Source organism: Mycobacteroides salmoniphilum (assembly GCF_004924335.1).
Lineage (GTDB): Bacteria > Actinomycetota > Actinomycetes > Mycobacteriales > Mycobacteriaceae > Mycobacterium > Mycobacterium salmoniphilum.
Genome location: NZ_CP024633.1, coordinates 2,509,034 through 2,532,620, shown reverse-complemented (window position 1 = coordinate 2,532,620; position 23,587 = coordinate 2,509,034). Strand labels below are relative to the sequence as shown.

General features: G+C 64.9%; 23 protein-coding genes. 20 read left to right on the top strand and 3 right to left on the bottom strand.

Annotated elements, in window-relative coordinates:
* The first annotated feature begins 9 nt into the window (after window positions 1-9).
* The 8 genes from DSM43276_RS12500 (at window position 10) to eutC (ending at window position 8,964) form a co-directional block, all read left to right on the top strand.
* The gene (locus DSM43276_RS12500; protein ID WP_078329831.1) at window positions 10-1,263 is read left to right on the top strand and encodes a bifunctional 3,4-dihydroxy-2-butanone-4-phosphate synthase/GTP cyclohydrolase II; all 1,254 of its coding nucleotides are present in this window, start codon (window positions 10-12) and stop codon (window positions 1,261-1,263) included.
* Window positions 1,260-1,751, top strand: coding sequence for a 6,7-dimethyl-8-ribityllumazine synthase (gene ribH, locus DSM43276_RS12495; protein WP_078327090.1), 492 nt, complete (start codon window positions 1,260-1,262; stop codon window positions 1,749-1,751). The genes DSM43276_RS12500 and ribH overlap by 4 nt, the downstream gene beginning before the upstream one ends.
* On the top strand, window positions 1,748-2,218 hold the full coding sequence (locus tag DSM43276_RS12490; protein WP_078329832.1) for a PH domain-containing protein: 471 nt from the start codon (window positions 1,748-1,750) through the stop codon (window positions 2,216-2,218). Before ribH ends, DSM43276_RS12490 begins: the two co-directional genes overlap by 4 nt.
* Before the next feature lie 139 nt (window positions 2,219-2,357).
* Window positions 2,358-3,650, top strand: a complete 1,293-nt coding sequence (locus DSM43276_RS12480; RefSeq protein WP_078329986.1) for a helix-turn-helix domain-containing protein — start codon at window positions 2,358-2,360, stop codon at window positions 3,648-3,650.
* Window positions 3,651-3,754: 104 nt separating this feature from the next.
* Complete coding sequence (gene exaC / locus DSM43276_RS12475; RefSeq protein WP_078329833.1) at window positions 3,755-5,278, top strand: acetaldehyde dehydrogenase ExaC; 1,524 nt, start codon at window positions 3,755-3,757, stop codon at window positions 5,276-5,278.
* A gap of 76 nt (window positions 5,279-5,354) precedes the next feature.
* Complete coding sequence (gene eat, locus DSM43276_RS12470) at window positions 5,355-6,782, top strand: ethanolamine permease (protein ID WP_078329834.1); 1,428 nt, start codon at window positions 5,355-5,357, stop codon at window positions 6,780-6,782.
* Window positions 6,779-8,194: an ethanolamine ammonia-lyase subunit EutB gene (locus tag DSM43276_RS12465; protein ID WP_078329835.1), complete on the top strand. Its 1,416-nt coding sequence runs from the start codon at window positions 6,779-6,781 to the stop codon at window positions 8,192-8,194. Before eat ends, DSM43276_RS12465 begins: the two co-directional genes overlap by 4 nt.
* Entirely contained in the window at window positions 8,191-8,964 is a 774-nt protein-coding gene (gene eutC / locus DSM43276_RS12460) for an ethanolamine ammonia-lyase subunit EutC (RefSeq protein ID WP_078329836.1), read from the top strand. Before DSM43276_RS12465 ends, eutC begins: the two co-directional genes overlap by 4 nt.
* A gap of 9 nt (window positions 8,965-8,973) precedes the next feature.
* Here eutC and DSM43276_RS12455 read toward each other — a convergent pair whose 3' ends face one another.
* From DSM43276_RS12455 to DSM43276_RS12445, 3 genes are read right to left on the bottom strand one after another with little or no spacing between them, the layout of a single operon-like run.
* A complete protein-coding gene (locus DSM43276_RS12455; RefSeq protein ID WP_109556120.1) occupies window positions 8,974-10,917 on the bottom strand; it encodes a gamma-glutamyltransferase family protein in 1,944 nt (647 codons plus the stop codon).
* Window positions 10,918-10,936: 19 nt separating this feature from the next.
* The gene (locus tag DSM43276_RS12450) at window positions 10,937-11,572 is read right to left on the bottom strand and encodes a hypothetical protein (RefSeq protein WP_078329838.1); all 636 of its coding nucleotides are present in this window, start codon (window positions 11,570-11,572) and stop codon (window positions 10,937-10,939) included.
* Window positions 11,573-11,587: 15 nt separating this feature from the next.
* The gene (locus DSM43276_RS12445; protein WP_078288229.1) at window positions 11,588-11,872 is read right to left on the bottom strand and encodes a hypothetical protein; all 285 of its coding nucleotides are present in this window, start codon (window positions 11,870-11,872) and stop codon (window positions 11,588-11,590) included.
* Window positions 11,873-12,012: 140 nt separating this feature from the next.
* Here DSM43276_RS12445 and uvrC point away from each other — a divergent pair, with 140 nt between their 5' ends.
* The 12 genes from uvrC (at window position 12,013) to DSM43276_RS12385 (ending at window position 23,571) form a co-directional block, all read left to right on the top strand.
* On the top strand, window positions 12,013-14,061 hold the full coding sequence (uvrC, locus tag DSM43276_RS12440) for an excinuclease ABC subunit UvrC (protein ID WP_078329839.1): 2,049 nt from the start codon (window positions 12,013-12,015) through the stop codon (window positions 14,059-14,061).
* On the top strand, window positions 14,030-14,935 hold the full coding sequence (gene rapZ, locus DSM43276_RS12435) for an RNase adapter RapZ (RefSeq protein WP_078329840.1): 906 nt from the start codon (window positions 14,030-14,032) through the stop codon (window positions 14,933-14,935). Before uvrC ends, rapZ begins: the two co-directional genes overlap by 32 nt.
* Window positions 14,932-16,056, top strand: coding sequence for a gluconeogenesis factor YvcK family protein (locus DSM43276_RS12430; protein ID WP_234803041.1), 1,125 nt, complete (start codon window positions 14,932-14,934; stop codon window positions 16,054-16,056). Before rapZ ends, DSM43276_RS12430 begins: the two co-directional genes overlap by 4 nt.
* The gene (gene whiA, locus DSM43276_RS12425; protein ID WP_099051807.1) at window positions 16,053-17,030 is read left to right on the top strand and encodes a DNA-binding protein WhiA; all 978 of its coding nucleotides are present in this window, start codon (window positions 16,053-16,055) and stop codon (window positions 17,028-17,030) included. Before DSM43276_RS12430 ends, whiA begins: the two co-directional genes overlap by 4 nt.
* A gap of 170 nt (window positions 17,031-17,200) precedes the next feature.
* The gene (locus DSM43276_RS12420; protein ID WP_234803048.1) at window positions 17,201-18,430 is read left to right on the top strand and encodes an MFS transporter; all 1,230 of its coding nucleotides are present in this window, start codon (window positions 17,201-17,203) and stop codon (window positions 18,428-18,430) included.
* A 55-nt stretch (window positions 18,431-18,485) separates the two neighbouring features.
* On the top strand, window positions 18,486-19,508 hold the full coding sequence (gene gap / locus DSM43276_RS12415; RefSeq protein WP_057965938.1) for a type I glyceraldehyde-3-phosphate dehydrogenase: 1,023 nt from the start codon (window positions 18,486-18,488) through the stop codon (window positions 19,506-19,508).
* 2 nt (window positions 19,509-19,510) lie between these two features.
* A complete protein-coding gene (locus DSM43276_RS12410) occupies window positions 19,511-20,737 on the top strand; it encodes a phosphoglycerate kinase (RefSeq protein WP_078329842.1) in 1,227 nt (408 codons plus the stop codon).
* Between the two features lie 41 nt (window positions 20,738-20,778).
* On the top strand, window positions 20,779-21,564 hold the full coding sequence (gene tpiA / locus DSM43276_RS12405) for a triose-phosphate isomerase (protein WP_078329843.1): 786 nt from the start codon (window positions 20,779-20,781) through the stop codon (window positions 21,562-21,564).
* 50 nt (window positions 21,565-21,614) lie between these two features.
* Entirely contained in the window at window positions 21,615-21,851 is a 237-nt protein-coding gene (secG, locus tag DSM43276_RS12400) for a preprotein translocase subunit SecG (protein WP_030093493.1), read from the top strand.
* Between the two features lie 265 nt (window positions 21,852-22,116).
* The gene (locus DSM43276_RS12395; protein WP_078329844.1) at window positions 22,117-22,503 is read left to right on the top strand and encodes a hypothetical protein; all 387 of its coding nucleotides are present in this window, start codon (window positions 22,117-22,119) and stop codon (window positions 22,501-22,503) included.
* A complete protein-coding gene (locus DSM43276_RS12390; RefSeq protein WP_078329845.1) occupies window positions 22,500-22,835 on the top strand; it encodes a hypothetical protein in 336 nt (111 codons plus the stop codon). Before DSM43276_RS12395 ends, DSM43276_RS12390 begins: the two co-directional genes overlap by 4 nt.
* Complete coding sequence (locus DSM43276_RS12385; protein WP_078329846.1) at window positions 22,822-23,571, top strand: hypothetical protein; 750 nt, start codon at window positions 22,822-22,824, stop codon at window positions 23,569-23,571. Before DSM43276_RS12390 ends, DSM43276_RS12385 begins: the two co-directional genes overlap by 14 nt.
* Window positions 23,572-23,587: the final 16 nt, after the last annotated feature.

Sequence of the window (23,587 nt, the reverse complement as noted above, 5' to 3'; positions counted from 1 at the left end):
GTGGTCCCCATGACCAGGTTGGACAGCATCGAACGCGCTGTCGCCGATATCGCCGCCGGTAAGGCCATCGTCGTCGTCGACGATGAGGATCGGGAGAACGAAGGCGATCTGATATTCGCCGCGGAGAAGGCCACGCCGGAATTGGTGGCGTTTATGGTGCGGTACACGTCGGGGTACCTCTGTGTACCGCTGGCCGGGGAGGACTGCGACCGGCTCGGACTGCTACCCCAATACGCGGTGAATCAGGACAAGCACGGCACCGCGTACACGGTCACCGTCGATGCGAAAAATGGTATCGGGACCGGGATTTCGGCTTCCGATCGCGCGGCGACGATGAGGCTCTTGGCCGATGCGGCGAGCGCCGCCGATGACTTCACCAAGCCGGGACACGTTGTTCCGTTGCGCGCCAAGGAAGGTGGGGTGCTGCGGCGCCCCGGCCACACCGAGGCGTCGGTCGACTTGGCCAAGCTGGCCGGGCTGCGGCCCGCCGCGGTGATCTGCGAGATCGTCAGCCAGAAGGACGAGGGCGCGATGGCGCAGACCGAAGAGTTACGGGTCTTCGCCGACGAGCACAACCTCGCGCTGGTCTCGATCGCGGACCTGATTGAGTGGCGCCGCAAGCATGAGAAGCATGTGGAGCGGATCGCCGAGGCGCGGATCCCCACTCAGCACGGCGAGTTTCGGGCGGTGGGTTACACCAGCATCTACGACGAGGTCGAGCACGTGGCGCTGGTGCTGGGGGACATCTCCGGACCCGAGGGCGACGGAAACGATGTGCTGGTGCGGGTGCACTCCGAATGTCTGACCGGCGACGTATTCGGTTCGCGCCGTTGTGATTGCGGTCCGCAGCTGGACGCCGCGATGGAGATGGTGGCAAAGGAGGGCCGTGGCATCGTGCTGTACATGCGCGGCCACGAGGGGCGAGGCATCGGACTGATGCACAAGCTGCAGGCCTACCAGCTGCAGGATGCCGGTGAGGACACCGTGGATGCGAATCTCAAGCTCGGCTTGCCCGCCGACGCGCGCGACTATGGTTTGGGCGCGCAGATTTTGGTCGACTTGGGTGTGAAGTCCATGCGGCTGCTGACCAACAACCCCGCCAAGCGTGTGGGGTTGGACGGTTATGGGCTGCACATCATCGAGCGGGTCCCGCTGCCGGTGCGTGCCAACTCGGAGAACATTCGGTACCTGCGCACCAAGCGGGACCGGATGGGGCACGATCTGGCTGATCTGGATGATCACCCCGAGGCAGACGGCGCGTGAGCGGCGGCGACGGTATCCCGTCACTGAAAGTCGGTGACGCATCGGGGCTTAGCGTGGCAATCGTGGCCAGCACCTGGCATGACCAAATCTGCACCGCGCTCCTGGAAGGCGCCAAGCGTGTCACCGTCGACGCGGGTATCGACCGTCCGACGGTGGTGCGGGTACTCGGCGCCATCGAGATACCCGTGGTGGCGCAGGCCCTCGCTCGTACCCATGACGCCGTTGTCGCGCTCGGGGTTGTGATCCAGGGCCAGACACCGCATTTCACCTACGTCTGCGATGCGGTCACCACCGGGCTGACCCGTGTTTCCCTGGATACCAGCACGCCGGTCGCCAACGGGGTGTTGACCGTGAACAACGAGCAGCAGGCCCTCGACCGTGCCGGTCTGCCGGGGTCGTCTGAGGACAAGGGCGCCCAGGCGGCGGCCGCCGCACTGGATACCGCGCTGACGCTGCGCCGGCTCCGTCAGCCCTGGACCGAGGCGTGACCGAATCGCCGGGCGACCGTGAATGGGAGCTCATCCTGAAACCGCACCTGTCGCCGTACTTCGTATACGCGGCTGCGTTCGTCATCGCGGCCGCGCACGTCGCGGTGGGCCTGTTGCTGAAGATCTCGCCCAATAGCGGGGTGATTTTCAAGACCTCCGACCAGGTCGGAATCGCGTTGGTGGGCTTCGTTATCGCGGGCGTGGTCCTTATGTTCGCCCGCCCTCGGGTGCGTGCCGGTGAGGCAGGTATCGAGGTGCGCAATGTGTTGGGCCCCAAGCTTATTCCGTGGCCAGAGGTAGTCGGCGTCTCATTTCCGGCCGGTGCGCAATGGGCACGGCTGGACCTGGATGACTACGAGTACGAGCCGTTGATGGCCATTCAGACGGTTGACAAGCAGCGCGCCGTAGACGCGATGGACGCGCTGCGCGGGCTGGTTGCGAAGTACGCGGAGCAGTCAACGGCCTAACCGGCATGTCGGGCCGTCGCCTCCGTGACCCGGTTGGCCGGCTATCTCACCCAGTTTCCCTTCCCGGCGGCGATGTCGAAGTATCGTGTGAATATCGACCGTGCCTGCGACTATGGCCAGGGCAGAGAGCTTGGAGACCGTGGCGACTACGAGAAGTGCAACGCGCCGCGGGGCCGTCCGCGCATCGTTGGCTTCCGTACGTGACGCGCACGATCTGTTCGTGGCGGGTCAGGTAGACGGTTCGTATCTCGAATCGATACCTCTGCCGCGGCTGGTGACCGACAGTTGGCAGCGGAGCCTGGCCACCGGGGTTGACCCGGACCGCGGGCCTGGCGAGGCGGCCGCCGCGACGCGACTGACCGAACTGCGCAGCAGCCATCCCCTCGCCGGGGCGCTACCGGTCATTCGTCGGCTGCTGGTAGACCACGCCACCGACTCGGGTGTGCTGGTGGGAGTCACCGCGGCCGACGGTGCGCTGCTCTGGGTGGAAGGTGATCCCGGCGCGGGGCGCAAGGCGGCCGGCATGAACTTCGTGCCCGGTGCCGACTGGAGTGAGCGGGCAGTGGGCACCAATGCCCCGGGTACCGCCCTCGCGCTGGATCGTGAGGTGCAGATCCGCGGCAGCGAGCACTTCTGCAGGTTGGTCCGGTCGTGGTCGTGCACCGCGGTGCCGATACATGATCCGGTGACCGGAGCACCCCTGGGAAGCATCGATCTGACGGGCGGTTCGGCGGTTGCCTCGGCCCAGACCCTGGCACTGGTGCGCGCAACGGCGGTTGCCGTCGAGCATTTCATCGCCCTGAACTACCCGCGACCGGGCCAGCCGGACCGCGGCACGGAACCGCGGTTGACCTTGCTCGGCGCCGACCGCCCGATTCTGCACACCGGCGACGGGCAGCACGGGATGCGCACCCACCGGCTGTCTGGTCGCCACGCCGAGATCATGGCGCTGCTACTGCGTCACCCCGAGGGTCTGAGCGCCGACCATCTGGCGATGCTGCTCGACGAAAACGATCTCGACGTCGTCACCATCCGCGCGGAGATGTCGCGACTGCGCCGCATCGTGGGAGGCGAGCTGATCGTGTCCCGCCCCTACCGGCTGCTCACCCATGTCGGAAGCGATATGAGTGATGTCTTCGCCGCGCTTCGCGCCGGAGACATCACCAGGGCCATCGACTGCTATGCGGGCCAGTTATTGCCGCGGTCCGCCGCACCGGCGATCGGGAGATTGCGCCTGGAATTGAGCGCGAGCCTTCGTGGCGCCGTACTTGCCGGCGGCGATCTGCACCTGTTGCGCCGCTGGCTCGATCTTCCCGAGGCGCGCGATGACCGTGAGGGCTGGCAGGCGCTGCACGATCATCACGGTGCGGGCGCGCTCGTCCAGTCTGAGGCCCTTGGCCACCTCATCGCGCTGGATTCCGATCTCGCCTGAGCGCTGCTGCCGCCGCACGAAAAGTTGCAACTGTGCTGCAACGGGCCAAAACCTACCTTCAGTGATTACCGACACATTTGTTGTCTTGAAGGTAGGAGACCACCGTGACTGTTTACGCCCGCCCGGGTGCGCAGGGATCGCTGATGACGTTCGCGTCCCGCTACGAGAATTTCATTGGCGGGCAATGGGTTCCCCCGGCGCAGGGACGATACTTCGAGAACCGCACTCCGGTGACGGGGGAGGTGTTCTGCGAGATCCCGCGCTCCGGTGAAGCAGATGTCGAGAAGGCACTCGATGCCGCACACGCCGCAGCGGCCGGATGGGCCAAGACCTCGCCGGCAGATCGGGCGCTCATCCTCAACAGGATCGCCGACCGGATGGAATCCAACCTGGAGTCCATCGCCGTTGCCGAGTCGTGGGACAACGGCAAGCCCATCCGCGAGACACTGAACGCGGACATCCCGCTGGCCGTCGATCACTTCCGATACTTCGCCGGTGTCCTTCGGGCGCAAGAGGGTTCACTCTCGCAGATCGACGAGGACACCGTCGCCTATCACTTCCACGAACCGCTCGGTGTGGTCGGGCAGATCATCCCGTGGAACTTCCCGCTGTTGATGGCGAGCTGGAAACTTGCCCCGGCCATCGCCGCCGGGAACACGGTGGTACTCAAGCCCGCCGAACAAACCCCCGCCTCGATCCTGTACTTGTTCTCGCTCATCGGCGACCTCCTGCCGCCGGGTGTGGTGAACATCGTCAACGGGTTCGGGGTAGAGGCGGGAAAGCCGTTGGCCTCCAGCAGCCGGATCGCCAAGATTGCGTTCACCGGCGAAACCAGCACGGGCCGGTTAATCATGCAGTACGCCAGCCAAAACCTGATCCCGGTGACACTGGAGCTCGGTGGTAAGAGCCCCAACCTCTTCTTCTCTGACGTGATGGCTGCCGGTGACGACTTCCAGGACAAGGCCCTGGAAGGGTTCACGATGTTCGCGTTCAACCAGGGCGAGGTGTGCACCTGTCCTTCGCGCAGCGTGATACAGGCCGACATCTTCGATGAGTTCCTGGAACTGGCCGCCATCCGCACCAAGGCCATCCGCCAGGGCGACCCGCTGGACACCGAGACAATGATGGGGGCGCAGGCCTCTCATGAGCAGCTCGAGAAGATCTTGTCCTATATCGACATCGGCAAATCCGAAGGGGCACGGCTGGTTACCGGCGGCGAGCGCGCGGAACTCGGTGGTGACCTGTCGGGTGGCTACTACGTCACCCCGACCGTCTTCGCCGGGACCAACTCGATGCGGATATTCCAGGAGGAGATCTTCGGGCCGGTGCTGGCCGTGACTTCGTTCGCCGACTACGACGACGCCATCGCCATCGCCAACGACACCCCCTACGGCCTGGGTGCGGGAGTGTGGAGCCGCAACGGCAACATCGCCTACCGCGCCGGGCGAGACATCAAGGCGGGCCGCGTGTGGACCAACTGCTACCACCAGTATCCCGCGCACGCCGCCTTCGGCGGATACAAGCGGTCCGGCATCGGCCGCGAGAACCACAAGATGATGCTCGACCACTACCAGCAGACCAAGAACCTGCTGGTGTCCTACAGCTCCACGGCGCAGGGATTCTTCTGACCGTCGCCGTCGGCAATATCACCTGAAAGCGACGTCATCCCACTGAATTGATCTGCGGAGAGCAAGGAAACGACATATGGCGACCACCAAGCATGGCCTCGTCGAGGAGCACATCGAGAGCGCGGATTATCTGCGTAAGCGCCAACTCAGATCGGGGAGCGCGGGCTGGGTGCTGCTGGCCGGCCTCGGGGTGAGTTATGTGGTGTCCGGCGACTATTCGGGCTGGAACTTCGGTCTGGGCCAAGGCGGGTTCGGTGGACTGGCGATCGCCACCGTGGTGATCGCCGGCATGTACCTGGCGCTGGTGCTGGGTATGGCGGAGCTGTCTTCGGCACTGCCGACGGCGGGCGGCGGCTACACCTTCGCGCGCCGCGCACTCGGCCCGTGGGGTGGATTTGCCACGGGCACAGCAATTCTCATCGAGTACTCGATCGCCCCGGCGGCCATCGCCACCTTTATCGGCGCATACGTCCAGTCGCTGGGTCTGTTCGGCATCACCAACGGATGGTGGGTCTATCTGGTCGCCTATGCCGTGTTCATCGGCATTCATCTGTCGGGCGTCGGTGAGGCGCTGAAGGTGATGTTCGTCATCACCGCGATTGCATTGGTGGGCCTGCTGATCTTCGCGGTCGCCGCGGCAGGCCATTTCGACATCCACAATCTGACCAATATCGCGGTGGACGCAGGTGCCGCGGGGGCTTCGAGCGTCCTGCCGCATGGCTACCTGGGAATCTGGGCCGCCATTCCGTTCGCGATCTGGTTCTTCCTCGCTGTCGAGGGCGTTCCGCTCGCGGCCGAGGAGACGGCCAACCCGGAACGCAATGTGCCGCGCGGGATCATCGCGGCCATCGGTGTGCTGCTGGTGACCTGTGCGATAGCGCTGGTGCTGACCACCGGCGCCGGCGGTGCGGAACAGATGTCGGATTCAGGTAATCCGCTCGTCGAGGCGCTCGGCCACGGTACCGCCGCCAAGTCGGTCAACTACATCGGTTTGGCGGGGCTCATAGCCAGCTTCTTCTCGATCATCTACGCGTATTCACGTCAGCTGTTCGCGCTTTCCCGTGCGGGCTATCTGCCGACGGTTCTGTCGGTGACCAACTCCCGCAAGGCCCCGACGCTGGCACTCATCGTCCCGGGCATCATCGGATTCGCACTGTCGCTGACGGGGCACGGTGACCTGCTGCTCAATATGGCGGTCTTCGGTGCTGCCCTGAGCTACGTGTTGATGATGGTCAGCCACATCGTGCTGCGGGTGCGTGAGCCGAACATGCCGCGCCCGTACCGCACCCCCGGCGGCGTCGTCACCACCGGCTTCGCCCTGGTCGTCGCGGTGCTGGCGGTCATCGCGACATTCCTGGTCAACCCGGTGGCGGCGGGCCTGTGTCTGGCCGTGTTCGCGGCGTTCATGGTGTATTTCGCGCTCTACAGCCGCCATCGCCTGGTGGCGAATTCGCCCGATGAGGAGTTCGCGATGCTTGCGGAGGCCGAAAGCGAGCTCACGTGAAGTACCGGCAACAGGTCGCGGGGGTGAGCTACACCTTCGACGGACTTGTGGAGGTGATGGCCAAGGCAACACCATTACGGTCGGGTGATCAGCTCGCCCGCTGCGCGGCGGACTCTGATGCCGAACGGGCCGCTGCGGCATGGGTTCTCGCCGACCTGCCGCTCGATATATTCCTCAACGAGGCGATGGTGCCCTATGAAACCGACGAGGTCACGAGGCTGATCATCGACAGCCACGATCGCCGGGCCTACTCTGCCATCGCACATCTGACCGTCGGTGGCTTTCGGGACTGGTTGCTGGAGAGCGCTTCCCGCGACGACGGTGCCCAGCGGATCGCCGCTGTCAGCGCCGGGATAACCGCCGAGATGGCGGCTGCGGTGAGCAAGATCATGCGCAACCAAGATCTGGTGGCGGCCGGTGCCGCCATGCAGGTGAGTGCCGCCTTCCGCACGACCGTCGGCGGAAAGGGGACGCTGGCCACCCGGTTACAGCCGAATCACCCCACCGACGATCCTCGCGGTGTGGCCGCCGCCGTCCTTGACGGGTTACTTCTGGGATGTGGTGACGCCGTGATCGGCATCAACCCGGCGACCGATTCGCCGCACGCCACCGCCGATCTGCTTCACCTCCTCGACTCCATCAGATCGCGCTACGACATCCCCACCCAGTCCTGCGTTCTCTCCCACATCACTACGACGATCGGATTGATCGAACGCGGAGCGCCGGTGGATTTGACGTTCCAATCGATCGCGGGCACCGAGGGCGCCAACTCCGCTTTCGGAGTGAACATCGCGCTGCTGCGCGAAGGTCGCGATGCGACCCGGGCCCTGCGGCGGGGGACGGTCGGGGACAACGTCATGTACCTCGAAACCGGGCAGGGGTCGGCGTTGAGCTCCCGCGCGCATCTGGGCACCGGCGGCAAACCTGTTGATCAGCAGACGCTGGAGGCGCGCGCCTACGCGGTGGCCCGCGACCTGGAACCGTTCCTGGTCAACACGGTCGTCGGATTCATCGGGCCGGAGTACCTCTACGACGGGAAGCAGATCGTCCGCGCTGGATTGGAGGATCACTTCTGCGGCAAGCTGCTTGGCCTGCCGATGGGCGTTGACGTCTGCTACACCAACCACGCCGAGGCCGACCAGAATGATATGGACACGCTGTTGATCCTGCTTGCGGCTGCGGGGGTGGCGTTTGTCATCACCGTTCCCGGTGCCGACGATGTCATGCTCGGCTATCAGAGTCTGTCGTTTCACGATGTGCTGCAGGCGCGCCGGACGCTGGGCTTGCGGCCGGCACCCGAGTTCGAGCAGTGGTTGCAGGCCATCGGAATGATCGACGAAGGCGGCCGTCTCACGCCCTTTGACGTGACGAGCTCGCCGCTGCGCGCACTGACCAGCTCGGGTGCCCGATGACAACCGGTGATGTTGCCCGCCAAAAGTTTTGGAAAGAACTGCGGGTGAACACCCAAGCCCGGATCGGTCTGGACCGGACAGGCAATGCGCTGCACACCCGGGATGTGCTGGACTTGGCCGCCGCCCACGCCGCCGCCCGCGATGCTGTCCACGTGCCGTTGGACACCGAGCGCCTTACCGCCGACGTCGGCGGAATCGGGCTGGGCACGCCCACGGTGGTCACCAGTCAAGTGAGCTCTCGCGCAGAGTATTTGCGTAGACCTGACCTCGGAAGGTTGCCCTCCGATTTATCTGGGGTGCCGCGTGAAGCGACGGATATCGGATTTGTCCTCGCCGATGGCCTGTCACCCACGGCCCTCATGCGCCACGGTGTCGCGCTAGTTCGCGAGCTGGCCCTGCAGCTCGGCGGCTCATACACACTGGCCGCCCCCGTGATCGCCACGCAGGCCCGGGTGGCGCTGGGCGACCACATCGCGGCGCAGGGACGGTACCGCACGCTGATTGTCATCATCGGTGAGCGGCCCGGGCTCAGTGTCGTCGACAGTCTCGGCATCTACCTCACGCACCTACCGCGGCCGGGTTGCACTGACGCCGATCGCAATTGCATCTCCAACATCCACCCGCCCGACGGGCTCAGTTACCGGGAGGCCGCGCATATCGCCACGAGCTTGGTCAGCGGTGCGCGCCGGTTGGGCCGTTCCGGCGTGTCGCTCAAAGACACTTCCCGGGCCGGCGCGATCGACGATGCCGGCCAGAGCGAGCTGTGCTGACTGGGGCCTTTAGCCCGTATCGCCCATGACGAGGCCTTCGCGGCGCGGATCCGCTCCGCCGATCCACCCCGGCCCTCGCCGCACCAGCGCCGACAGGCCACTGGACTGGTCGGCAACATCGACGATGTGGCCGCGGCTACGCAGCCCTTGGACCAACAGATCGTTGGCACCGTTGTCGCGGGCATCGATGTTGGGGTGCTCGCCACCGACATTGGTCTTGCGTGAGTTGTTGGCGCCGAAGTCCACCATGGACACCGACTGCTGTGGATCCAGGCCCCAGTCCAAAATGCCCACAAGGGTTTTCACCACAAATTGGATGATGACCGCGCCGCCCGGCGACCCGACCGCGAGCAGCAGTGCACCGCGCTTACCGGACTCCGTGCGTTCAAAAACGAGGGTGGGGGCCATGGAGCTACGCGGCCGCTTGCCCGGCTGTAACCGGTTGGCAATGGGAAGCCCGTCCTTACCCACGGGCTCGGCAGAGAAGTCAGTGAGCTGGTTGTTGAGGATGAAGCCGTCGACCATGTGATAGGAGCCGAACGCAGATTCGACTGTGGTGGTGAGCGATGCGGCGTTGCCGTGCGCGTCAACGACGGTCACCTGGCTGGTGCCATGTTCGGGAGTGGACACGGCCGCTGACGCGGGAACGTTGAATTCGCCGGGTTTGGCGGTGCCCATCGTCTTCTCGCCGGAGATCAGTTTGGCACGCCCGGTCAGGTAGGTCGGGTTGAGCAGGGTGCTCGGTGAGTTACCCGGGAGCGCGACGAAATCGGTGTCAGCGACGTACTTGTCGCGATCTGCGTAGGCCAGCCGCTCGGCCTCGGCGATGTAGTGCACGCCGTCGACTGTGGGCCTGCCCCCGTCGAGGTCGATCCCTGTAGGTCGGTAGGAGGCCATCGGAAAGTTTTGGAGCATGCCCAGGGTGGCGGCAACGGCGATGCCACCCGAGGACGGTGCCGGCATGCCGCAGATTTCGTGATCGCGGTATGTGGTGCAGAGGGATTCGCGGTTCTTCGCCGTGTACCCGGAGAGATCGGCCGTCGTCATGAGGCTCGGGGTGCGTCCCGATGAGGTGTCTGCCGCTGCGGCGACGATGTCTTCGGCGATCGCGCCTCGGTAGAAGGCGTCCGGCCCGTCGGTGGCGACGGCGCCAAGGGTTTTGGCATAGGCCGGGTTGGTGAGCTTCGTCCCGGAGGGTTTCGCTGATCCATCGGGGTTGAGAAAGTACGTACCCGCCTCCTGGTCGAGGGCAAGGCTGGTCGCCGAGTCGCTGATCGCGGCGGCGAGCCGGGGACTGATCTCGAAGCCCTCGTCGGCCAATTGGACTGCCGGAGTGAATAAGTCGCGCCATGGAACGGTGCCGTGCGCGGATTGGGCGTCGTGGAGCATGCGCAGGATGCCGGGTACCCCGATCGAACGGCCCGATGAGCGTGCGTCGGGCCTGGGCTGGCCTCTGTCGGCATCGTCGATCCAGCGCAGGTAGTTCTCCGTGGCCGCCGCGGGCGCGACCTCTCGGCCGTCGTATGCCTGCACCGCTCCCGTCTGGGCGTCGTAGTAGACCAGGAAGCCGCCGCCGCCGATTCCGGAGGATTGCGGTTCGACGAGTCCGAGCACGGTTTGTGCGGTAACCAACGCGTCCGCCGCTGATCCGCCATCGCGTAGCACCCGACAGGCCGCCTGGGTGGCCAGCGGGTTAGCAGTCGCGACGGCATAGCTCGCGGTGCGGACCGCCGACATGCCCGTGCGGTAACCAGTGGCGACCTCGGGATTGGTCGAGATATCGCGTGGGGTTGTGGTGCCCGCGACCACGGTTTTGGCAACTGGAATGCCATTGGTGACGATGCTGCATGGTTCGGATCCGGCACCCGTACGCATCGCGTGGTCGGTCGAGCAACCTGCGGCGGCGAGGAGGGCAATGGAGGGGAAGGCCAGCAGTCTCGACAGAGTCCTCACAGTTCCATCACGTTAGCGGTTAGGGGGAGATGTCCACCGGGTGGTAGGAGAAGCCGATTTCGACCGGCGTGTTGACGAGCTCTGGACTCCGGGCCGACAGCACGGCGTCGCCGTTGGGATCGAGCTGGACGGTCAACGGGATATCAGTGCCCTTGACGGTGGTCACTCTCGGCGATGCGAACATTCCGACCAACAGCGCGGGCTGATCGGGGCCGGCGCCATCGGATTCGATGAGCAGTGTGGTGCCGTGCCGCACCCAATGCGTGCCCGCGGGCAGTCCAAGGCGCAGGTTGTAGTCGAACGATTCGGACGGGTTCTTCTTCACGATGGTGAAGTACTCGCCACCGTCGACAAGAGGTGTCACGGTGAAATCGGTGTCGGCGGAGTGGTAGGTAGCCTCGCCGTCGGGGCCCCATTCCGCGGGCAGCAGGGGAGCGTCATCAGGCAAGGTGATCGTCAGTAGCTCGCCGGGTTTTCCGGTTCTGACCTTGATGCCCTCCTGCGCAAAGACGGGGAGTATCGCTGTCCGAGAAGCGGTTTCAGAGTTCGGCGCGGGCACTGGGGTATCGGGATCAGCTGCGGCGATCGCGGGCGACAGGGCGATTCCGGTCATGGTCACCATGGCAATGGCCAGGGAGCCAACGCTGTTTCTCATCCATCGTCCTATCTGTCAGCACGCCAGAGTGACGTGAGCGACCTTGGTAGACACGGGAACCGAAGTCGGCCTGTTACGCATATCGCGCGCGCTGGCCACATTGGAGACCGGCGACTGTTGATTGACGGACTGGACGACGCAGTTGTCGGGATGCGCCGAGCCGATTCTCGTCACGGTTACGCGATAGCCGCTGGCCTGCAAGCTGTTGATCACGGCATCGGCGTCGTTCGACGGACGGGCTAGGGCCTGTATCGCGGTGATGAGAGACAGGCCTGTCGCCGCGGCGACGAACACGGGTATCAATCCCGCGGGCAATCTACGCACGGTTGTCCCTCCTTCGTCCCCACGTTGAGGTACCCCCTGAGGGTAGCGGATTGTCGAACAGCGACGGGCGTCTATCGATGAGTTCGAGCGTCGGAGTCCCCGACTAGCCTGGATATGTGCCCGATCCCTCGACTTATCGACCGGCTCCCGGCTCGATACCCGTCGAGCCGGGGGTCTACCGATTCCGTGATCCGCACGGACGGGTCATCTACGTGGGCAAGGCCAAGAGTCTTCGTAGCCGGCTCACCTCGTACTTCGCCGATATCGCGAGTCTGCATCCGCGCACCCGACAGATGGTCACCACCGCGGGCAGCGTGGAATGGACGGTGGTGGGCACCGAGGTCGAAGCCCTGCAACTCGAATACAACTGGATCAAGGAATTCGATCCGCGCTTCAACGTCCGCTACCGCGACGACAAGTCGTATCCGGTGCTGGCCGTCACCCTCAATGAGGAGTACCCGCGGCTATTCGTCTACCGCGGGCCCCGCCGCAAGGGCGTGCGCTACTTCGGCCCGTACTCGCATGCGTGGGCCATCAGGGAAACCCTCGATCTGCTCACCCGGGTGTTCCCCGCGCGCACCTGCTCCAATGGAGTGTTCAAGCGGCACAAACAGATTGATCGGCCCTGCCTGCTCGGATACATCGAAAAGTGTTCGGCGCCCTGTGTTGGGCGGGTAAGTGCCGAGGAGCACCGCGAGATCGTTCTTGATTTCTGCGACTTCTTATCGGGTAAGACGGATCGTCTGGCTCGCGACATGGAACGTGAAATGAACCAGGCATCCCAGGAACTGAATTTTGAACGGGCGGCACGGCTGCGGGACAACATCTCGGCGCTGCAGCGTGCGCTGGAGCGGCAGACCGTGGTGTTCGGCGACGGCACCGACGCCGATGTGGTGGCGTTTGCCGATGACGAGCTGGAGGCTGCCGTGCAGGTCTTCCATGTGCGCGGCGGACGGGTTCGCGGACAACGCGGGTGGATTGTCGAAAAAACCGGCGACCCAGGCGATTCCGACCTTGAGGGGCTGGTCGAGCAGTTCCTCACCCAGTTCTACGGCGATCAGGCCGACCTCGCCCATGTCGCCGATACGGATGCCGATGTGGCGCCGGTGCCGCGCGAGGTCCTGGTGCCCGTTCTGCCCCGCGACGCCGAGGGGATGACCTCCTGGTTAACCGGTCTACGCGGTTCTCGGGTCTCGTTGCGGGTACCGCAGCGCGGCGACAAAAAGGCTCTCGCCGAGACAGTGGAGCGCAACGCGAAAGAGGCGCTAACGCAACACAAGCTCAAGCGCGCAGGGGATCTCACCACGAGATCGGCGGCATTGCAGGAGCTTCAGGACGCGCTCGGTCTGGAGCAGGCGCCATTGCGTATCGAGTGCATCGATATCAGCCATGTCCAGGGCACCGATGTAGTGGCCTCGCTGGTGGTTTTCGAGGACGGTCTGTCCCGTCGGTCGGACTATCGCCACTACAGCATCAGAGAGGCCGCCGGCGACGGTCGCTCCGATGACGTCGCCTCCATCGCGGAGATCACCCGTCGACGATTCGCGCGGCAGGTGCAAGACGCCCAGATTCACCAGGGCGCGGCTCCGGCGTTGGATGTCGCCGGTGTCGCGGCTCCGGAAGGCAGGTCACGGAAATTCGCGTATCCGCCCAATCTTTTCGTAGTCGATGGTGGTGCGCCCCAGGTCAACGCGGCTGCCGCTGAGTTGAGCGAGCTGGGTGTCACCGATGTCGCGGTGATCGGTTTGGCCAAGCGGCTCGAAGAGGTGTGGGTGCCGGGTGAGGCGGATCCGGTAATCCTGCCGCGAACAAGTCAGGCGCTGTACCTACTGCAGCGCGTGCGCGATGAGGCGCACCGATTCGCCATCACGTTTCATCGCAGCAAGCGGTCCCGGCGGATGACCGCCTCGGTGCTCGACGGCATACCGGGGCTGGGGGAGGCGCGCCGGGCCGCCCTCGTCTCGCATTTCGGTTCGGTGGCGCAGCTCAAGAAGGCCAGCGTCGAGGAGATCACCGCGGTTCCGGGTATCGGTGCGGCCACCGCGCTCGCGGTACGTGAGGCCCTCCTTGGTTCTGACTCTTCAGGTGCGACTTCCGGGGCAACCGACGCGCCGTTGCCCGTCATGGTCGAAAATGGAGTCGATGACACTTCACCCCCCTCATGAGACCGCGAACGCCGATATCGACGTCGTCCTGGTCACGGGCCTATCGGGCGCGGGACGCGGCACGACCGCCAAGGTGCTCGAGGACCTGGGGTGGTACGTCGCGGACAACCTGCCGCCCGAACTGATCACGCGCATGGTCGACCTGGGCCTTGCCGCCGGTTCACGCATCACGCAGCTCGCCGTGGTGATGGATGTGCGGTCTCGGGGCTTTACCGGCGATCTGGAGTCGGTGCGTGCCGACCTGGCCACCCGGGGCATCAGCCCACGCGTGCTATTCCTGGAGGCATCCGACGAAAGCCTGGTACGCCGCTACGAACAGAACCGGCGTAGCCACCCGCTGCAGGGCGGTCAGACGCTCGCCGAGGGCATCACCGCCGAACGCATCTTGCTCTCACCCATCCGGGCCTCGGCGGATCTGGTCATCGACACCTCGTCACTGCCTGTGCCTGCGCTGCGTGCTGCGATCGAACGTGCCTTCAGCACTGAAACGGTGGCGCATCTGAGCGTCACCGTGGAATCTTTCGGATTCAAATATGGACTGCCGATGGATGCCGATATGGTCGTTGACGTCAGGTTTCTACCGAATCCGCACTGGGTGGATGAACTGCGACCGCACACCGGTCAGCACCCGGCGGTCAGTCAGTACGTGTTAAGCCAACCTGGTGCGGACGAGTTCTTGGACACCTACCATCGGCTGCTGAACCTCGTCATCGACGGTTACCGGCGAGAGGGAAAGCGCTACATGACAATCGCGGTCGGCTGTACAGGCGGTAAGCATCGCAGTGTCGCGATAGCCGAGGCGCTGGCCGCAGCTATGTCCCCCGATGAAGGTCTGTCAGTGCGCGTGTTGCACCGCGACCTGGGGCGCGAATGAATCCCGGCACCGATCAGCCTTCGGCGAGCGGGTGGGTGCACCTCCCGGGTGCGGGGGAGGGTTCCCATTTCGCGCGACGCGAACCCCGCATCGTTGCTCTCGGCGGAGGGCACGGTCTGTACGCGACGCTTTCGGCGGCGCGACGGCTTACCCACGACATCACCGCCGTGGTCACGGTCTCTGATGACGGCGGGTCGTCGGGACGAATCCGCTCCGAGCTGGGGATTGTGCCACCCGGTGATCTGCGCATGGCATTGGCGGCGCTCGCCTCCGACAGCCCGCGCGGGCGAATGTGGGCTACGGCCATTCAGCACCGGCTCGGCGGCAGCGGTGGGCTGGCTGGGCATCCGATCGGCAACTTGATTCTGGCCGGGCTTACCGACATGCTCGCCGATCCGGTCACCGCGCTGGATGAGATGGGGCGCATGCTCGGCATCACCGGGCGGGTGTTGCCGATGTGCCCGATTCCGCTGGAGATCGAGGCCGACGTATCCGGCCTGGAGACCGACCCGCGGATGAGCCGGGTGATCCGGGGACAGGTGGCACTGGCGACCACGCCGGGCAAGGTGCGTCGGGTGCGTATGAACCCGGGCAATCCGCCCGCCACCCGGCAGGCAGTGGAGGCCATAATGGCCGCCGACCTGGTGGTTTTGGGGCCCGGGTCGTGGTTCACGAGCGTTATCCCACATGTGCTGGTACCCGACCTTTTCGCGGCCTTGCAGCAGACTCGGGCCCGCAAGGCCCTGATCTTGAACCTTGCCCCGGAGCCGGGGGAGACGGCCGGCTTTTCCGCGGAGCGTCATTTGCACGTACTCTCGCAACACGCTCCCGAGTTCGGTGTGCATGACATCGTCGTCGAATCTGCGTCTGCAGATGACACCGAACGCGACCACTTGACCAGGGCGGCCGCCCTGTTCAATGCGCAGGTTCAATTCGCTGATGTCTCGCGTCCTGGTACACATTTACATGACCCCGCGAAACTGTCGGCGGTCTTGGATCGAGTACGGACGGGTAGTGCGGCCGCAGCCGCAGGAACAGATGCCGAATCCACGGTGCGCCTGGCAGCGGGGGGCGGGAGCACACAGCATGGAATCCAGAGAGGGGACGCCCCGTGGCGATGACCGCCGAGGTCAAAGACGAACTGAGCCGCCTGGTGGTGACTCAGGTCAGTAGCCGCCGCGCTGAGGTCGCGTCGCTGCTGCGGTTTGCCGGCGGACTGCATATCGTCAGCGGGCGAGTTGTCGTCGAGGCGGAGGTCGACCAGGGCAGCATTGCGCGGCGCCTGCGCAAGGACATCTTCGATCTGTACGGATACAGCGCCGTGGTGCACGTGCTGTCCGCGGGGGGTATCCGCAAGACAACGCGCTATGTGGTCCGTGTCGCCAAAGACGGAGAAGCGTTGGCGAGACAAACAGGTCTGCTCGATCTGCGGGGCCGCCCGGTGCGCGGGTTGCCCGCACAGGTGGTCGGCGGCAGCGTGGCCGATGCGGAGGCCGCGTGGCGTGGGGCCTTCCTGGCACATGGCTCGCTGACCGAACCCGGCAGGTCTTCGGCGCTGGAGGTCAGCTGTCCGGGTCCCGAGGCGGCGCTGGCGCTGGTGGGCGCGGCTCGACGACTTGGTGTGAGTGCCAAAGCACGCGAGGTGCGGGGCAGCGATCGTGTGGTGGTGCGTGACGGCGAGGCCATCGGTGCCCTGCTCACCCGGATGGGCGCCCAGGACACCCGGCTGACCTGGGAAGAACGTCGGATGCGCCGCGAGGTGCGGGCAACGGCGAACCGGCTCGCCAATTTCGATGACGCGAATCTGCGCAGGTCCGCGCGCGCGGCGGTCGCGGCCGCTGCCCGGGTGGAGCGTGCGCTGCAAATCCTGGGTGACACGGTGCCGGACCATCTCGCGGCGGCCGGAAAGTTACGTGTCGAGCACCGTCAGGCATCGCTTGAAGAACTGGGCCGCCTCGCCGATCCGGTGATGACCAAAGATGCTGTAGCAGGCCGTATTCGGCGACTACTGTCGATGGCCGACCGCAAGGCCAAGACCGACGGCATCCCCGATACCGAGTCCGCGGTGACCCCGGAGCTGCTCGAAGACGCCTAGCCGGTTGCCTCGCGGCGGGCGAAAACCGATGGCGAATTGTCGGAGTGCTTTCGTACTCTGGGTCAGTGGACTTCGCTAAGCAGTTGAAAACCGAAGGGGTCCTTGGAAAAACCCCCGAGGACTCTTCGGGCGAGGAGCCACACCATCAGATCACCAGACTCCCACGTGCGCTGCGCCCCCTCCGTCATCGCGATTACCGTCTGCTGACGCTCGGCCTGGCAGTGACCCTGCTGGGCAACGGCATGTGGACCGTGGCGCTGGTGTGGCAGGTCATCCGGATGGGCATGGGTCCGGGACAGGTGGCCGTGGCGGGCACCATGTTCAGCATCGGTCTGCTGGTCAGTGTGTTACCCGCAGGCGTGGCCGCGGACCGGCTGCCCAAGCTGTGGGTGATGCGCTGCTCGCTGATCGTGCAGGCCTTGATCATGTTCGTCACGGCGCTGCTGGCCCTGACCGGAAGCCTGCAGATCTGGCATCTCGGCGTGACGTCGCTGCTGTTCGGGATCTCCGAAGGCCTCTACATCCCCTCGTACACCGCATTGCTGCCGAGCCTCCTGCCACATGACGAATTGCTCGCCGCCAACGGTATCGAGGGGGTGCTGCGACCCACGGTGCAACTGGCGTTGGGGCCCGCGATCGGCGCGACGATCGTCAACGCCTGGGCGCCCGGTGGGGTGTTCTTGACCGAGGGTGTCCTCATCACGATCGCCGTCGGCTGCCTGGCGCTCATTCGGCATCGGCATGAGCCGGTGCAGACGGACGTCGACGAGCATCCGCTGCGGCGCGCGGCCACCGATCTCCTCGACGGTTTCACGTACATGGTGCACACCGGCTGGTTCTTCGCGACGCTTCTCTTCGCGATCGGCTATGTGCTGGTGGTGGTCGGCCCCATTGAAATCCTGTTGCCCTTCGTCATTCGTGATCACGGCGGTGACCCGGGTTCGCATGCCACGGTATTGGCGCTGTTCGGTATCGCGGGTGCGGTGGGGTCATTCGTGGTGTCCTCACTGCCCCTGGCGCGCCGGTATCTGACCGTGATGATCCTGATGTGGGGGGCCGGGTCGCTGCCGCTGGTGCTCATCGGATTCACCGGGCACCTCTGGACCATCATCGTGGCGATGATCATCGTCGGCGGAACCATGCAGGCGGCCAATGTCATCTGGGGCACCCTCATGCAGCGCCGGGTGCCCGAGGAGATGCTGGGCCGTGCCGCCAGCATGGACTTCTTCGTCTCGCTGGTGGGGTTGCCGGCTTCCTTTGCGTTGGTCGTGCCGGTGGCTCATGTGATCGGCAATACCGCAGTGTTCATCATCGCGGGAATAGCGCCGCTGGTTCTGGCGGTCGCCGCCCACGTGTTGGCGCGACTGGGCCGGGACGAAGTGGCGCACCCCCTGGGCTAATGTGAGTCCCGATAACGGGTACACCACATATCAAACAGACAAGAGGGAGCGCTACGTGACTGTCCGGGTAGGCGTAAACGGGTTTGGCCGGATCGGCCGGAACTTCTTTCGGGCACTGGACGCGCAGAAGGCTCAAGGGATCAACACCGACATCGAGATTGTCGCGGTCAACGACCTGACCGATAACGCCACCCTGGCCCACCTGCTGAAATTCGACTCCATCCTGGGCCGGCTTCCTTATGACGTCAGCCTGGAAGGCGACGACACGATCGTTGTCGGCGACCACAAGATCAAGGCCCTCGAGGTCCGCGAAGGTCCGGCGGCACTGCCGTGGGGTGACCTGGGTGTCGATGTCGTCGTCGAATCGACCGGCATCTTCACCAAGCGTGAGAAGGCGCAGGGCCACCTGGACGCCGGCGCCAAGAAGGTCATCATCTCCGCGCCCGCCAGCGACGAGGACATCACCATCGTGCTGGGCGTCAACGATGACAAGTACGACGGCAGCCAGAACATCATCTCCAACGCCTCGTGCACCACGAACTGCCTCGGACCGCTGGCCAAGGTTCTCAACGATGAGTTCGGCATCGTCAAGGGCCTGATGACAACCATCCACGCCTACACCCAGGACCAGAACCTGCAGGACGGCCCGCACAGCGATCTGCGTCGCGCCCGCGCCGCCGCGCTGAACATCGTGCCGACCTCGACCGGCGCCGCCAAGGCCATCGGTCTGGTGTTGCCCGAGCTCAAGGGCAAGCTCGACGGTTACGCCCTGCGCGTGCCGATCCCCACGGGTTCGGCGACCGACCTCACCGTGGAGCTCGCGAAGGCCGCCAGCGCTGCCGATATCAACGCTGCCATGAAGGCCGCCGCGGAGGGCAAGCTCAAGGGCATCCTGAAGTACTACGACGCGCCGATCGTGTCCTCGGACATCGTCACCGACCCGCACAGCTCGATCTTCGACGCAGGGCTGACCAAGGTGATCGACAACCAGGCCAAGGTGGTCTCCTGGTACGACAACGAGTGGGGTTACTCGAACCGCCTGGTCGACCTGGTCGGCTTGGTCGGCAAGTCGCTGTAACGATGGCGATCAAGTCCCTCAACGACCTGCTGGCAGAGGGAGTTTCGGGCAAGGGCGTGCTGGTCCGATCGGACCTGAACGTCCCGCTCGACGACAATCTCAACATCACAGACCCCGGCCGGATCGTGGCCTCGGTCCCGACCATCCGTGCGCTTGCGGGTGCCGGGGCCAAGGTCATCGTCACCGCACACCTGGGCCGCCCGGACGGTAAGCCGGACCCCGGGTTGTCTCTGGCTCCGGTAGGCGCTGCGCTCAGCGAACTGCTGGGTCAGCACGTGCAGGTTGCCGGAGATGTCGTCGGCACCGATGCGCTGGCACGTGCCGAAGGCCTCACCGACGGCGACGTGCTGCTGTTGGAGAACATCCGGTTCGATCCGCGTGAGACCAGCAAGGATGACGCACAGCGGCTGGCGCTTGCCCAGGAGCTGGCCGAATTGGTAGGTGGCCCAACAGGTACCGACGGTGCGTTTGTCTCCGACGGGTTCGGTGTGGTGCACCGCAAGCAGGCCTCCGTCTATGACGTGGCGACCCTGCTGCCGCATTACGCCGGTGGTCTGGTGGCTGCCGAGGTCGAGGTGCTCAAGCGGCTGTCCGAATCCACCGAACGTCCGTACGCGGTGGTGCTCGGCGGGTCGAAGGTCTCGGACAAGCTGGCAGTCATCGAATCGCTGGCCACCAAGGCAGACAGCCTGGTGATCGGCGGCGGGATGTGCTTCACCTTCCTGGCCGCGCAGGGGCTGCCGGTCGGCAAGTCGCTGGTGCAGCCGGAGATGGTGGACACCTGCAAGCGGCTTCTGGATACCTATGCCGATGTGATCCACCTGCCGATGGACATCGTGGCGGCCGACGAGTTCGCCGCTGATTCGCCCTCGGAAATCGTTGCCGCGGATGCCATTCCGGAAGGCAAGATGGGCCTGGATATCGGGCCGGAGTCGGTGAAGCGATTCACGGCCGTGCTGTCGAATGCCAAGACCATCTTCTGGAACGGTCCCATGGGTGTCTTCGAGTTCCCGGCTTTCGCCGCGGGCACTCGGGGAGTCGCCGAGGCGATCATCGCGGCCACCGAGAAGGGCGCGTTCAGCGTCGTCGGCGGAGGTGATTCGGCGGCCGCGGTGCGTGCGCTGGACCTGCCGGACGACGGCTTCTCTCACATCTCCACCGGTGGCGGTGCATCCCTGGAATACCTTGAGGGCAAGGCGCTTCCGGGTATCGACGTATTAGACGACTAGGAGACTCATTATGACGCTCTTCGCCCGAGAGGCTCATCGCAATGTCGCGTAAGCCGTTGATCGCCGGCAACTGGAAGATGAACCTCAATCACTTCGAGGCCATCGCTCTGGTACAGAAGATTGCCTTCTCATTGCCGGACAAGTACTTCGACAAGGTGGACGTGACGGTCATACCGCCGTTCACGGATATCCGGAGTGTGCAGACCCTGGTCGACGGGGACAAGCTGCGTCTTACCTACGGTGCCCAGGACTTGTCGGTGCATGACTCGGGTGCCTATACCGGTGAGATCAGCGGTGCCTTCCTGGCCAAGCTGGGAGTGACCTACGTCGTTGTCGGGCACTCCGAGCGTCGGCAGTACCACGCCGAGGACGACGCACTGGTCGCCGCCAAGGCGGCCGCGGCGCTCAAGCACGGCCTGACGCCGATCGTGTGCATCGGAGAAGCGCTCGACATCCGCGAAGCGGGGGACCACGTTCAGTACAACGTGGACTCCCTGCGCGGGTCGCTGGCCGGGCTCAGTGCGGAACAGGTCGAGAAGGTTGTCATTGCCTACGAGCCGGTGTGGGCCATCGGCACCGGCCGGGTGGCCAGCGCGGCAGACGCGCAGGAGGTGTGTGCCGCTATCCGTGCCGAACTAGCCCAGATCGCTAGCGCGGAGGTGGCCACCTCGGTGCGCGTCCTGTACGGCGGCTCGGCCAATGCCAAGAACGTCGGCGAACTCATCGCGCAGGACGATGTCGACGGTGCCCTAGTGGGCGGCGCCTCCCTGGATGGTGAGCAGTTCGCCCAGATGTCGGCGATCGCCGCGGGTGGGCCCCTGCTGTAGCAAGTCATCCCTGCGCGGGTGGCCAGAACGGAGCCGGTAGGCTTACCCCCATGGAATTGGCGCTACAGATCATCCTGGTGATCACGAGCTTGTTGGTGGTCCTGCTGGTGCTGTTGCACCGGGCGAAGGGCGGCGGTCTGTCCACGCTGTTCGGTGGTGGCGTTCAGTCAAGCCTCTCCGGTTCGACCGTGGTGGAGAAGAACCTGGACCGGCTCACGTACTTCGTCACGGCCATTTGGGTGATCTCGATCATCGGCGTCGGGCTGGAGATCAAGCTCGGCGGCTAGCCTAATAACGATTCACAGACAGCGGACTACTACACAGGTAGTCCGCTGTTTTGTCTCTGCAGGAGACATTCTCGCAGGTGGTTGCTATTTTACTTATTTGCCGAGAAATTTCTTCAAAAATCATGGAACCGATTCATGCCCTCGGCACATCTATCTCTATGTATGGCACAGAAGTCGACAAGTGCCATCGGCGGTCGGTGGACCGGGGACGCGGAGGGGACGTTCCCGTTCCACCGCCCGTACCCCAGGAAAGGAGCCCCTCGTCATGTCGGAGTGCCGTGGTGACCCCCGCCAATGGATTCGTGAGTACCAGGATCGCCTGGAGCTGCTTGGGCAGCGCGCCCAGTATGTGCAACAGACCGTCGGTCTGGTCCGGGGCCATGCCAAGGATGATGTGGGGGTAGCGGCGACCGTCGGGTCGGGCGGTCGCATCGAGGCCCTGGATCTGGATGAGTCGACGCTGTCGATGGATGCGAGGGATCTGTCGGCAGTCATCACCAGGACTATCGCCGCGGCGCAGGTCAATGCGGCCAGCCAGATCCACAGCACATTGCATGACCTCACCGGCGACGGACCGGCGATGGACTACGTCAAGGGCTACCTGGACGGGGGGCACCTTGGGGAGGGTGAGCATCTGGGATCGTCGTCATGAGCAGTGAGACGGGCGGGACCTTCCACTTTGATTGCGATGTGGTGCTGCACGAGGCGGCGAACCTGGAGAGCGCCGGGGGCTCGGTGCGATTCTTGCTCGATCATCATGGCGAGGGGCTGGGCGAGCAGGACTTGGGGGCGGTGTCGTCAGATTTCGTGATGTCGGTGCGGGGGAGTATCGACCAGCTGTCTGACGCGGTCCGGACCCTGGGTGACGTCATGGTGGAGACGGGACAGCGTCTGCACGATCAGGCTCGGCAGATTGCCGAAGCGGAGGATCAGACCGTCGCCGCGATGACGAAGATTGGTGAAGGGTTCGGTGGACACCCTTGATGCCGAGCTGAAACCGCTCACTCGCCTCCACGACGCCGGATTGGGCTTCATGGTCGAGCATGTGCAGTTCCTCGAAGAACCACTCGATGCGCTTCGGGGTAACCCGGTCGCAGCCTCCGCGGAGGCCACCTTCTGGCGGTACTGCATTGCCGACGTCACCAATGTGCAGCAGGAGCTGTCGGCTGTGCTCAGTGCGCTCGGTGACGGTCACAGCGGTGCGGCGGCAACAGGATTCAACGAGGCGACGGGTCTCATCGATGATGCCCTCCAGGAGTTGCGCGTGGTCGCGGCGAACGTCAATCAGCGCATCAATGTAGCTGCGGATCTGGTCACACACACCCGAAGCATGCTGGGGCAATGGGTGGAAGGGTACGTGGATGACATCATCACCGAGTTCACGGCAGCTCGAGCCGCCTCACCCATCACCCAGGGCGGCAGCGTGGCGACCACCATCGCCTCTGCTGTGGCAGACGCCTCCGAGCTTGGAAACAAGATGGGGCGCACGCTGTCTCAGCTCCTCGACCGTCTTGATGAACATGCGGGCGCGATCAGGGACGGGGTGGCCGAGTTCTCGATGAACGTGGATCGCCTGCGGACGCCTGCGCCCGGACCTGCCGTCGCTCCGGCACCGGCCGTCCGGCAGTCACAGCCGGCCTCGGCACCGACACCGGCAGAGCACGGACTATCTGTGGATCCGGACGCGCTCTTCGCCGCGGGACAGGGCAACGAGACGTAGACCGCCGCGCACAGGG